The sequence below is a fragment of the Xanthomonas hydrangeae genome, from assembly GCF_032697525.1.
Lineage (GTDB): Bacteria > Pseudomonadota > Gammaproteobacteria > Xanthomonadales > Xanthomonadaceae > Xanthomonas > Xanthomonas hydrangeae.
Window position 1 is genome coordinate 4,133,864 of record NZ_CP103836.1, and the last position, 12,816, is coordinate 4,146,679.

A 12,816-nucleotide genomic window follows, 5' to 3' on the forward strand; every position below is an offset into this window, starting at 1 on the left:
ATGCGAACCGTGACATGGGTGTCGCTCCCTGCTCCGGGAGGTATTTGCCCACCGCCATGCTCTCCTCTCGTGAAGGTGCAGCTATTGGCGGCGTATGCGGTTCTGAGCCGATCATTTGAAGCGTTCGCAACCCGGGTGGGCCAGCCGCTGATGGAGCCCTCGATGTGGGCGACAACGTTGCAACTGGCGGTTGCGTGACCACTTGACGCAAGCAGCGTCAGCAAGACGGCTGTTTTGATGCCTTGATTGTGGATAGGCATATCGATGTCCTGACGAGCCTTGGGAGCTGCATTAAATGCGTTGGCCAACCTTGTCGGATGCGCCAACGGGAACCCGACATAACGTCTCAGAGTCGACGAAATCTTCAGCCGACCATGTGCTCCGGCGCATTCGTGGCGCGACGTCCAGCGAGGGCAATCGATGGCGTGAGAGCGGCTAACAAAGCGACTGCGCTCACCGCCAGGCGAGCGCAGCGGTACTCGGTGCGGCATGCGCCACTCGTCCACCGTTGTTCTGAGTGCGCCGTCCATACCCGGCCGACGGCTGCTCGCGACGTTGGGGACGCCGCGCTTAAATGACCGCAGCCTTGACCTTGAACACGTCCACAGCGCGGATCAGCTGCACGGAGTGGTCTTCCAGCGCACGCGCGGCGGTGCTTGCCGCTTCTACCAGGCGGACGTTGTGTTGGGTGGTTTCGTCCATCTGGGCGATGGTCTGATTCACCTGTTCGATGCCGCCGGCCTGCTCTTGGGAGGCGGCGGAGATGTGGCCCATGATGTCGGTGACGTGCTGGACGCTGGTGACGACCTCGCTCATGGTGGTGCCGGCCTTTTGCACCAGTGTGGCGCCGTCGGCGACGCGTTGTACGGAGTCTTCGATCAGCCGTTTGATTTCCTTGGCAGCGTCCGATGAGCGGTGCGAGAGGGTGCGCACTTCCGAGGCGACCACGGCGAATCCGCGGCCTTGTTCGCCTGCGCGTGCGGCTTCGACGGCGGCGTTGAGGGCGAGGATGTTGGTCTGGAAGGCGATGCCGTCGATGACCGAGATGATGTCGGCGATGCGCTTGGACGCCGCTTCGATCCCGGACATCTTTTCGATGACCTGGCCGACCACGTCGCGTCCGTCCGAGGCGATCGCGGCGGCGCCCAGCGCGAGCTGGTTGGCGCGGCCTGCGTGCTCGGCGTTCTGTTTGACGGTGGAGGTCAGCTCTTCCATCGAGGCGGCGGTTTCTTCGAGACTGGCGGCCTGCTGTTCGCTGCGGCGCGCCAGTTCCTGATTGCCGCTGGCGATGTCTTCGGCGGCAAACCCGATGCTGTTGGAGGTAGTCTGGATATGCGTGACGATGTCGGTCAGGCGATGCACGGTGCTGTTGGCATCGTCGCGCATCGAGGCGAACACGCCGTGGAAGTTGCCGGTCATGCGCACGGTCAGGTCGCCGTCGGCGATGGCGCGCAGCAGGTCGGAGAACTTGGCCAGGTTGGTGTCGGAGGTGGCCATCATGGTGTTGAGGTTTTCGACCATCAGGCGGAAGTCGTGCTCGAACTTTTCCGGCTGGCCGCGGAGTGCGAAGTTGCCTGCACAGGCGGCCTGGGTGAGTTCCTGGATCTGTGCGTTGATGGCGCGCAGGTTCTGCTTCACCTGCTGCATGGTGGCGGTGATGGCGGCCTTTTCGCCGGGATACTGTTCGATTTCCTGCGCGAGATTGCCCACCGCGTAGCTGCCCATGACCTCGGTCATGCGCAGCTGAGTCTGCACGTGCGCATGCACCAGTGCGTTGGTGTCCTGCACCATATCGCCGTATTCGCCGGGGAAGCGCTTGGCGTCGGTGCGGTAGCTGATCTCGCCGGCTTCGTGGCGGGCGGCCATGGCGCGCTGTGCGGAGATCACCTCTTGCAGGCGGCGCTGCATCTGTTGCATGGCACGCAGCAGCTGGCCGGATTCGTCCTGGCTGGTGGGCATGTCCTGGCTGCGCAGATCGCCGTCGTTGATGCGCTCTGCCAGGCGCAGCGATTGGCGCAGGGGCAGCACCACGCTGCGGGTGAGCAGGAAGGCAATCGTGGCGCCCAGCAGCAGCGCGATGACGGTGGAGATCACCATCAGCATGGCGAAGCCGCGTGCAGTGGCGACGGCGTCTTTGGCGGCCTCGCGGTTCTTGGCTTCCTGCAGATCGATGAAGGCATTGATGCTGGCCAGCCAGGCGATGAAGTCGGGCCGCGCTTCATGTAACAGCAGCTGCTCTGCCTGCGGTTTGTCGCCTGCTTCGCGCAGTGCACGCACGTTGGCGATAAACGGCATGGTGCGCTGCTCGATCGCCTTGATCTGCTGGAGAATCTTTTTCTCTTTGGCATCCGAAGAGGCGGCGATCATGCTGTCGAGCGGCTGCGCGGAGCGTGCGTAGTCTGCGGCGAGCTTGTCGATCGATTGTTCTGCCGCGTGCCGGTCTGCCGCCTCGTCCATCAGCACCACATCGCGCAGCGCAATCGCACGGTCGTGGACGCTGCCGCGGAAGTTGATCGCATAGCGTTGTTTGACGCTGTTGACCTCGTTGATGGCGGTCAGCTGCTGGTCGATGCTGCGCACGCGGTGGATGCCGACGACGGTCAGGATCACCATCAGCACGATGATCGACAGAAAGCCAAGGGCCAGGCGTTGGCCAATACGCAAATTCAAGAAGACATGCATGGGGGTTCGATCGATGATCCGACAAAGCGGAGAGCAGGGGAGCCCCGGCAGCAGCCGGAAGGCGAAGGCAGGTGCACGCTCCTCGCAGCGACATGGCTGCCGCTGCTCCGATTGCGTCTCTACGTGTTCGTTAGCGACCCCAGCCATTGAAACTGAAACCGGCGCGTCGGCCGATTCAGGTGTGGTTGGTTTCGTGGCGATGCGACGTCATCCCGATCCGGACGGCACGTCGCAACGTCGCCGCGCTGCGCAGCGCTTGAGAGCCCGCCAGGCTCAATCGTAGCGCGCCAGATCCGGTGCCTTGATCGAGGGTGTCATCAGCTTCGCAGCGATGGTCTGGATGCTCGGTTGGCTGGCGAACTTCAGTGCGCCGTGCAGCAGCTGGATGCCGAGCCGGCTATGCGGGTTCATCAGACGCGGACCGATCTTGGGCACGCCCTGGCCCTGTTCGACCATCGGCCGCATGGCGGCTTCGTAGGCAGCGAATGCGCTCTGCAGATCATCGGTGCGTGCGATCTCGCTTGCCAACACATAGCCGCCGGTGACCGCCAGGGTGGCGCCGATACCGGCCAGCGGGGTTGCGCACCACGCCGCGTCACCGGTCAGGACGACGCGGCCTGTGTGCCAGCGCGGCATGCGCACCTGCCGCAAGGCGTCGAAATAGAAGTCGTCGGTGCTGTCCATGCCGTCCAGTACGCGCGCTGCCTGCCAGCCGGCGTCGGCGAACTGTTCACGCAAGTACGCTTTCTGCGTTGCCTGGTCCCAGTCCTGCTCGCCATCGGTGACCTTCTGCAGCGAAAGCATGGCGCGCGTGGTGCCGTGCCGGTCCGGCCGCAACGAGACGCTGCGGCCGCCGGTGGTGTGATACCAGCGCCACAGGCGATCGTCGTCTGCGCTGCGTGCGATGGTGAAGTAGGCGATGGTCAGATCCATCCAGCGTGGGTCGTTTTCGCCCAGAAAAAGCTGTTCGCGCGTGGAGGAGCCGACGCCTTCGGCGATGATGACTGCATCGAAGCGTTCGCTGGTTCCGCTATGGAAATTGACTGTCGCGCCGTTGCCGTCGTCCTGGATGCTGGCGATGCGGTCGCCGAAGCGATAGGTCACCTTGTCGCGTGCGGCTTCGTAGAGCAGGCGGGCGAGGTCGCCGCGCAGGATCTCCAGCTCGGCGGTCGGGCCGTCGCCGTCGATGTCGTCGGTCTTGAAAGTGGCGACCGCATGGCCGTGTTCGTCGACCCAGGCAGTGCCTTGCTCGCCGGTGCCATGGTCGAGTGCGGCCTGCTCCAGGCCCATGCGCTGCAGGACCTGGCGGCCGACGCCGCGCACGTCGATGTTCTGGCCACCGTCGCGGAAGTGCGCCGCCTGTTCCACCACCACGACGTCGATGCCCTGGTTGGCAAGCGTCCAGGCGGCAGTGTTGCCGGCGACGCTGGCGCCGGTGATGAGGATGCGACGCGCCATTACAATCACCCGCAAAGATAAATATCAGAGGTGATATTACAGGTCTGCGGCACGTTGCTCCAGGTTGACGATCAGGCGCTGCATGAACGCGACGGTTTTCTGGGCCTCCTCAGGTGAGAAGCCTTCCAGGGCATCGGCATTCAGATCGATCAGCACCCGAGCGCCCAGCTCGGCCATCTTGCGACCGCGCGCGGTGAGCGATACCAGCGCGGCGCGGCGGTCCTGCGCGGTGGGTGCGCGTTTGATGAGCTTTTGCGCTTCCAGCTTGTCGAGCAGGGCGACCATGGCGGGCTGCTTGACCGCCGAGGCGATCACCAGGTCGCGTTGCAGCATCGGCCCCTTCCAGGACAGCAGCAGAATCGGGCCGATCAGGGCCAGCGAGACGCCGTGCGGCCGCAATTCGGCGTCGACCAGCCGATTGAAGACCCGCGCTGCGTGATTGGCCAGGTAACCCGGCGCCACCGCCGCCTGGGGGTGAATGCGTTCGTCTTGATCCTGCATGCGCGCAACCGTGTGATGCCTTTCAGCCATCGGGCGATTTTATCGGTCATCAAGGCGCGGGGCATGGGTGCTGCTCCCGGCGACGCGTTCACGCCTGCATCGGTGCGATCTCTGCTGCCTGGCACGGCACGCCGTCGCCGGTTGGGTACGCTGCCGGTCAGGCAGTCGTTGCGCAGTCGAGGCAGTGCATCGCCTGGGTGCTATGTAGCGCGCGTCGCCTGCGCTAGCTATTCAGCAATGCCGGGTGGGTTCGGCTGGACGCAGCCGGGCGCAGGCCAGATGATAGCCGGATGCGCGTGCGCCTGGTCTTGCGATAGGCGATACGCAAGGTTGGCAGCTGGCTTCTCCATCAATGGTTTGAAAAAGATGCAGGTAGGTGTGATCGGTAATCCGGGCCAGGGCCGCGTTGCGCTGCACGCGTGGTCCGTGCAGTGCGACCGCCGCATGGCGCTAGTGCGGTCGCATTGCCTATGAGTTCGTCATTCCCGCACGGCGACAGCGCCATGGCGCAGGCGGTGCGCCGCCACGATTGGGCTTCCACGCCACTGGGGCCAAGTGCGCAGTGGCCATCGCCGTTGCGCAATGCGGTCAGCCTGATGCTGGGCTCGCCGGAAAGCATGTATGTGGTGTGGGGCGAGGCGCTGACGTTTTTCTACAACGATGCGTATGCGCCGATCTTGGGGCCGCGTCAGCCGCAGGCCTTGGGCGCACCGCTGCGCGCGTTGTGGGCCGATGCGTGGGAGGCCGTGCGTGGGCCGATCGAAGCCGCGTTCGAAGGGCGCGCATCGCGCTTCGAAGAAGTGCCGATCGGCATGAGCCGCTACGGCGCGCCCGAAGAGACTTGGTGGACGTTCTCGTTCTCGCCGATCTATCTGGACGATGGCCGTGTCGGCGGTGCGTTCTGCGTGACCAACGAAGTCACCGACCGCAAGCTGGCGCAAAACCGTCTTGCCGATGAGCACGAGCGCTTGATCCGGTTGTTCGAGCAGGCGCCGATGTTCATGGCGTTCCTGAGCGGGCCGCAGCACCGGGTGGAATTCGCCAACCCGTGTTACTCGCGTTTGATCGGCCACCGCGACGTGATCGGGAAGCCATTGGCCGAGGCCTTGCCCGACCTGGTCGAGCAGGGCCATCTGCGCCGCCTGGACGAGGTCTATCAGTCGGGGCGTGCCTACGCGGCCAATGCGCTTGCGTACAACGTGCAGGCCGCGCCAGGTGGCCCGGTGGAGCGGCGCCTGCTGGATCTGGTCTATCAGCCGATTGCAGGCGCCAACGGCACCGTCTCCGGCATTTTCGTGCAGGGTCTGGACATCACCGATCGCATCAGCCTGGAACGCGCGGTGCGCGAGGCGGAGGTGCGCAACCGGCAGATCCTGGACAGCGTGATGGATTACGCGATCATCGCCACCGATCTGCAGGGGCGGGTCACCTCATGGAACGAAGGCGCGCGGCGCATCCTGGGCTGGACCGAGACGGAAATGCTCGGCCAGTCGTTGGAGCGCACGTTCACGCCTGAAGATGTGGAGCACCGGCAGATCCTGATCGAAGCGGCTGCGGCGCTGGAAAGCGGCAGCGGCATGGACGAGCGCTGGCACATCCGCAAATCCGGCGAGCGCTTCTGGGCCAATGGTTCGTTGATGGTGCTGCGCGAAGAGACCGGCGCGGCGATCGGCTTCGTCAAGGTGCTGCGCGATCGCACTGCCGAACGGCTGGCCAGCGAGGCCTTGCGCAAGAGCGAACGCCGGCTCGATGCGCTGGTGCGTGCATCGTCGCAATCGATTTTTTCGGCCAGTGCCGATTGGTGCGAACTGCGTCAGCTGGTTGGCGATGGCGCGCTGAGCGATGCGTTGTCGGCCACGCCGAACTGGCAGCAGGACATGGTGCATCCGGACGATCGCGCGCGGCTGGCAGAGGCCATTGCGCATTCGATCGCCAACAAGACCGCACTGGATCTGGAATACCGCGTGCCGGGTTCCGATCAACGCGTGGGCTGGACCTTGATGCGCGCCATTCCGCTGCTCAACGAGCACGAGCAGATCGTCGAATGGTTTGGCACCGCAGCGGACATCACCGACAAGCGCATCGCCGAAGAGCAATTGCGTCAGTTGACCGAGACCCTGGAAGAGCGCGTGCGCGAGCGCAGCGCGGCCTTGTTGTTGGCCGAAGAGAAATTGCGCCAGAGCCAGAAGATGGAAGCGGTGGGCCAGCTCACCGGCGGCCTGGCGCACGACTTCAACAACCTGCTGACGGCCATCAGCGTTGGGCTGGAGCTGCTGCAGACGCGCATCGAACAAGGCAAGTACGACCGCCTGGAACGCTATGTGGAGATGGCGCAATCCAGCGCCGCGCGCGCCACGGCGCTGACGCAGCGGTTGCTGGCGTTCTCGCGCAGGCAGACCCTGGCACCGACCGCGCTGGAGGTGGAAGCGCTGGTGCGCGACATGCACGACATCATCGCGCGCACGCTGGGGCCTTCGATCAGTTTGCAACTGCGCCCGGCGGCAGAGTCGTGGAAAGTGCTGGTGGATGCGCCGCAGCTGGAAAACGCGTTGTTGAACCTGTGCATCAACGCACGCGATGCCATGCCCGATGGCGGCGAGCTCACCATTGCCATTGCCAATTGCGTGTTGAACGAGGCCGCGGCGCAGCAGCTCGATCTGCCGGTTGGCGATTATGTGTGCCTGAGCGTGCAGGACAGCGGCACCGGCATGAGCGCCGAGGTCATGTCCAAGGTGTTCGAGCCGTTCTTTACCACCAAACCGATCGGGCAGGGCACCGGCCTGGGCCTGTCGATGATCTATGGGTTCACCCGGCAATCCGGCGGGCATGTGCGCATCGATTCGGAAGAGGGCGTGGGCACCACCATGCTGCTGTATCTGCCGCGTTTCACCGGCCTGCTGCCGGCCGATGAGACGCAGCACCCGGTCGAACCCTCGCTGCAATCGCCCACGCACAGCACCACGGTGCTGCTGGTGGAAGACGAAACCGCGATCCGTGTCCTGGTGTCCGAAGTGCTGACCGAAGCGGGCTACCGCGTCATCGAAACAGCCGAAGGCAGTGCTGCCGTGGAGCGCTTGCGCTCGCAGGAAGCGATCGACTTGCTGGTGACGGATGTGGGCCTGACCGGCGGTTTGAACGGACGCCAGGTCGCCGATGCGGGGCGCCAGTATCGACCGTCGCTACCGGTGCTGTTCGTGACCGGCTATGCGGCCACCGCTGCGGTTGGAGCCGGTCAGCTGGACGATGGCATGGAAGTGCTCACCAAGCCGTTTCTTGCGATCGATCTGGAGCGGCGCGTGGCGCAACTGCTGGGGCGGACGCCGCAGTGATCGTGCACACGGAATGGATGGTGCAATTGCTCCGCTCGCTTACATCGTGGTCTGCACGATACCCAGCAGATCGCGCAACGAGAACGGTTTGGTCAGCAATCGCATGCCGGTATCCAGAAAGTCGGCACGCTTGGCAATGGCGCCTGCGTAGCCGGTCATGAACACGATGGGCAATGCCGGATAAAGACACCGGGCCTCGTCGGCCAGGTCGCGGCCGTTCATGCCCGGCAGGCAGATATCCGAGAGCAACAGGTCGAACGGGCGCGCCGTGTTGAGCTGTTCCAGCGCATGCTCGGCATCGGCGGTGGCGACGACCTGGTAACCCTCGTCTCCCAGGATATCTTCGGTCATGGCGCGGATCGCATCGTCGTCTTCGACCAACAGGATGCGTCTGGTGCTTGCTGCGTGATTCACCGCTATCCTCGAACAATCGCAACAACGCGATGTACTTCATGCGCAACGCTAGGCTGGCGGATGTGACGGGAGCGTCGGATTTGTCATAAAGGCATTGCCGAAAAACTCGGTTGAGCGCGCAATGGCAGCAGCGAACGCAAGCTGTGAGCAAGCAGGTCCGCACAAGCAAGCTGATCAATTCAGTCGTACGCATCGGGCTATCACGTGCGCGTGATAAATTGAAGGCTATGGGAAATTTGAAGCAGACGACCGCAAAACGCATTGCCACGGGTACCGAGGGGTTGGACACCATCCTTCGCGGCGGCCTGCCACCCAATCGGCTGTATCTGCTGGAGGGCCAACCGGGGTCGGGCAAGACCACGCTGGCGCTGCAGTTCCTGCTCGACGGCGCAGCCAAGGGCGAGAGCTGCCTGTATGTGACCTTGTCGGAGACCATCGACGAACTCAACGAGGTGGCGTCCTCGCACGACTGGTCGCTGGATACGCTGAGTATCTTCGAGCTGGCATCGGCCGAGGCGTTTCTGGGCGACGGGCGCCAGCAGTCGATCCTGCACCCCTGGGAAATGGAGCTGGATGGCACCATCAAGCTCATCCAGGCCGAGATCGATCGGGTCAAGCCAACCCGCGTGGTGTTCGATTCGCTGTCCGAGCTGCGTCTGCTGGCGCAGGATTCGCTGCGTTATCGCCGCCAGGTGCTGGCGCTCAAGCAGTTTTTCGCGCCGCGCAACATCACCGTGCTTCTGGTCGACGATCTCACCGGCGAAAACGGCCAGCGTGACGCGCATCTGCACAGCCTGTGCCATGGCGTGATCTCGCTGGAGCGCATGACGCTGGACTTCGGCGCAGCGCGTCGGCGCATGCAGGTGCAGAAGCTGCGCGGCGTGAATTTCATCGCCGGCTATCACGACCTGACCATCGTCACCGGGGGCATGCGGATTTATCCGCGCCTGATCGCCTCCGACCACCACGTGCCCTTCGTTGGCGAAGCGGTGTCCAGCGGGGTGGGACGCATCGATGCGCTGCTGCATGGCGGCCCGCTGCGTGGCACCAGCACGTTGCTGACCGGGCCGGCCGGGTCGGGCAAGACCAATATCGCGCTGCAGTACGTCATTGCCGCCTGCGAGCGTGGCGAGCACTGTTGCATCCTGGAGTTCGACGAGCGCACCGGCACCTTGCTGACGCGCGCCGAAAGCCTGGGCATGGATCTGCGCAGGCATCTGGACTCGGGTCTGCTGGAACTGCATCAGATGGACCCGGCCGAACTGACACCGGGCGAGTTCGCCTGGACGGTGCGTGCCAGTGTCGAAGAGCGTCATTGCCGGGTGCTGGTGATCGACAGCCTCAACGGCTATCTGACCTCGATGCCGCAGGAAAAGCAGCTGATGCTGCAGATGCACGAGTTGCTGTCGTATCTCAACCAGTGCGGCGTCACCACGTTCCTGATCAACCCGCAGCATGGTCTGGTGGGCACGATGTCGACCGGCAACCTCAATGTTTCTTATATGGCCGACACCGTCATCCTGTTCCGTTTTTTCGAAGCGCAAGGACGCATTCGCAAGGCCTTGTCGGTGATCAAGAATCGCAGCGGCGCGCACGAGGATTCGATCCGCGAGTTGCGCATCGGTGGCGGCGGGATCGAGTTGAGCGAGCCGCTGGAGAAATTCCACGGTGTGCTGACCGGCACGCCGCAGTTCGTTGGAGACGCTACGCCGTTGCTGGATCGTCCACTTGACTACCCGTGACCCGGACGGGTCTATCGTCCACATCATTGCGCCGTTCGGGCGCGACGCAGAGAGCATTGCCGGCATCGTCGGCCAGCGCGGGCTGACGCGTCGGGTCTATGGTTCGCTGGCTGCGCTGGCGGACGAACTGCTCGATGCGTCGGGCGTGGTCGTCTTGACCGAAGAGGTGATCGGCGGCGATCTGCAGCAGTTGTCGCACATCCTGCGAGGCCAGGCCGCGTGGTCGGACATTCCGTTCGTGCTGCTGCGCGCCCCGCGCGGTACCCACAACGGGCGTCAGGCCACGCTGCCGGCCGAGCTGACCAACGTCATCGAACTGGAACGGCCGCTGAGTTCGGCATCGTTGCTGAGCGCCATTTCCACTGCGTTGCGCTCGCGGCAGAAGCAGTTCGTCATCCGCGACCAGATGGCACAGCTGGCCGAAAGCAAGGCGGCGCTGGCGTCGAGCGAAGCCGAACTGCGTCGCGTCACCGATGCCCTGCCGGTGCTGATCGCCTTCATCGACAAGAACCTGATCTATCGCTTTGCCAATCGCTCCTACGAAGACTGGATCGGCATTCCGCCTGCCGATGTGATCGGGCGGCCGTTGGTGGATGTGGTCGGACCTGCGGTGGTGGAGGAGCGTCGCGCCTGGATCGAAGCCGCATTGGCCGGTCAGACGTTAACGGTGGAAGCAAGCTGGCCATACGCCGATGGGCGCCGCCGCGATGCGGAGATCCGCTATATGCCGCGCCTGGATGCAGATGGCGTGGTGGATGGCTTTCATGTGTTCGCCACCGACATCACCGCACGCACGCTGGCGTTGGAATCGATCCAGCAGCAGGCCAATCTGCTTGAGGTCAAGGTCGCCGAGCGCACCGCCGAATTGCAGCAGCAGATGCAGGCGCGCGAATCCAGCGAAGCGGCGTTGCGTCAGGCGCAGAAGATGGAGGCGGTGGGCCAGCTGACCGGCGGTATCGCGCACGACTTCAACAACATGCTCACCGGTATTTTGTCCGCGCTGGATCTGGCGCGCCTGCGCATCGATCAAGGCCGCACCGAAGGACTGGGCCGCTTTCTGGATGTGGCCTCGGCCTCGGCATTGCGGGCCGCCGCGCTGACGCAGCGGTTGTTGGCGTTTTCGCGCCGGCAATCGCTGGAAGCGCGCCATCTGCATCTGAACGATCTGGTGGTGTCGCTGCAGGAATTGCTGGCGCGCACGCTGGGCGAATCGGTGCGGCTGGAAACCGACCTGCACGCCGAGATGCCGCAGGCATATGTCGACGAAAACCAGTTGGAGAGCGCACTGCTCAATCTGGCGATCAACGCACGCGATGCCATGCCCGGTGGTGGTCAATTACGGATCGCCACGCGTCATCTGCTGGTCGATGCGCAGCCGCTCGAGCTTGGCCGTGGCGTGACGCTGGCGCCCGGCAATTATGCGGTGGTGTCGGTCACCGACAGCGGTACCGGCATGCCGATGGATGTGCTGGAACGCGTGTTCGAGCCGTTCTACACCACCAAGCCGATCGGGCAGGGCACCGGCCTAGGCATGTCGATGATCTACGGCTTCATGCAGCAGTCCAACGGGCAGGTGTGGGTGGAGTCGACGATGGGCGTGGGCACCACCGTCAGTCTCTATCTGCCGGCGGGCGTGCATCTGCAGCCAGCCCAGCCGCTGCCGCAGGCCGGTGCGGTGGTCACCGGGAGAGGCCAGCAGGTGCTGGTGGTGGAAGACGACGAACAGGTGCGCTTGCTGGTCACCGAGCTGCTCAAGGAATTGGGCTACGAGGCCGATGTGGTCGCCGATGCGGATGCCGCACTGCCGATTCTGGCCTCGCAACGGCGGATCGATCTGCTGGTGACCGATGTCGGCTTGCCCGGGCTCAACGGGCGCCAGCTGGCGGAAATCGCGCGTCAGTCACGCCGCGATCTGCCGGTGATCTTCATGACCGGCTATGCGGAAACCGCGCGCGATCGTGGCGAATTTCTGGGCGAAGGCATGAGCATGATCGCCAAGCCTTTTACGCTGGGCGAATTCAGCGGCAAGTTGCACGAAGTGCTGGGGCCTTCGGCCTGAGTGCGGAGCGCGTTTGACCCACGTGCACTCGGTTGTGCATTCCCCATTGCTTCAGAGCGGCTAGCAAAACCTCTTGCATGCTGTATCGATGGTAAGAGTTGCCGACATGGCAAATCGCAAGCGGACTCCCATCGCGCTGTGGAAGATCTCGAACTGCTGATTTCGTAAGTGAGGCGTTCGCCCTCAAGCGGACGGCCGCAGCCAGTGAGTTAGTCGAGGGCGCGGTGTCCTCACCGCTCGCGGGACACGCCGCAAGTACGTCCATGTAGGCTCGGTGGCGGCATCCATGCCGCCACACGGTCCCGCAAGCGGTGAGGACACCGCACCAGACAGTTTGCTGGTCGCTTTGAGAAGAGCTAAGCATACCGACCATCTCGACTGGTCCTTGCCCGCCCACTGTCGCGGGACCTTACGCGGCATGGGTGCCGCGTAAGAGCCTACGTGGACGTACTTGCGGCGTGTCCCGCGATGGTGGGCGGGCAAGGACCTGCAGCCAAGTCACAGATCATCCGCTCTGCAATCTACGCACTCATCGCGTCCAATCTTTCAAGACAACCAAGATCTCACGATCTCGAAATGCCTGGAGAACGGCACGAGCAATGGGCAGCCAGGTGTGGATGGCGCACTGAGT

The 12,816-nt window shown here is 63.9% G+C and carries 7 protein-coding genes; 3 read left to right on the top strand and 4 right to left on the bottom strand.

From position 1 onward, the window contains the following. Positions 1–570: 570 nt before the first annotated feature. The 3 genes from NYR97_RS17665 to NYR97_RS17675 form a co-directional block, all read right to left on the bottom strand. Complete coding sequence (locus tag NYR97_RS17665; protein WP_316695030.1) at positions 571–2,682, bottom strand: methyl-accepting chemotaxis protein; 2,112 nt, start codon at positions 2,680–2,682, stop codon at positions 571–573. 273 nt (positions 2,683–2,955) lie between these two features. Next, the gene (locus tag NYR97_RS17670) at positions 2,956–4,140 is read right to left on the bottom strand and encodes an FAD-dependent monooxygenase (RefSeq protein WP_316695031.1); all 1,185 of its coding nucleotides are present in this window, start codon (positions 4,138–4,140) and stop codon (positions 2,956–2,958) included. A 36-nt stretch (positions 4,141–4,176) separates the two neighbouring features. Continuing rightward, entirely contained in the window at positions 4,177–4,641 is a 465-nt protein-coding gene (locus NYR97_RS17675) for a MarR family transcriptional regulator (protein WP_205391757.1), read from the bottom strand. Positions 4,642–5,111: 470 nt separating this feature from the next. Between NYR97_RS17675 and NYR97_RS17680 the strand changes: the two genes are divergently transcribed. Beyond that, on the top strand, positions 5,112–7,970 hold the full coding sequence (locus tag NYR97_RS17680; protein WP_316695032.1) for a hybrid sensor histidine kinase/response regulator: 2,859 nt from the start codon (positions 5,112–5,114) through the stop codon (positions 7,968–7,970). Positions 7,971–8,009: 39 nt separating this feature from the next. On the opposite strand, the gene NYR97_RS17685 is transcribed toward NYR97_RS17680, so the two are convergent. Then, on the bottom strand, positions 8,010–8,354 hold the full coding sequence (locus tag NYR97_RS17685) for a response regulator (RefSeq protein WP_205394873.1): 345 nt from the start codon (positions 8,352–8,354) through the stop codon (positions 8,010–8,012). A 257-nt stretch (positions 8,355–8,611) separates the two neighbouring features. Between NYR97_RS17685 and NYR97_RS17690 the strand changes: the two genes are divergently transcribed. Further along, positions 8,612–10,126, top strand: a complete 1,515-nt coding sequence (locus NYR97_RS17690; RefSeq protein WP_316695033.1) for an ATPase domain-containing protein — start codon at positions 8,612–8,614, stop codon at positions 10,124–10,126. Continuing rightward, positions 10,113–12,185: an ATP-binding protein gene (locus tag NYR97_RS17695; protein WP_316695035.1), complete on the top strand. Its 2,073-nt coding sequence runs from the start codon at positions 10,113–10,115 to the stop codon at positions 12,183–12,185. The genes NYR97_RS17690 and NYR97_RS17695 overlap by 14 nt, the downstream gene beginning before the upstream one ends. The last annotated feature ends 631 nt before the right edge of the window (positions 12,186–12,816 follow it).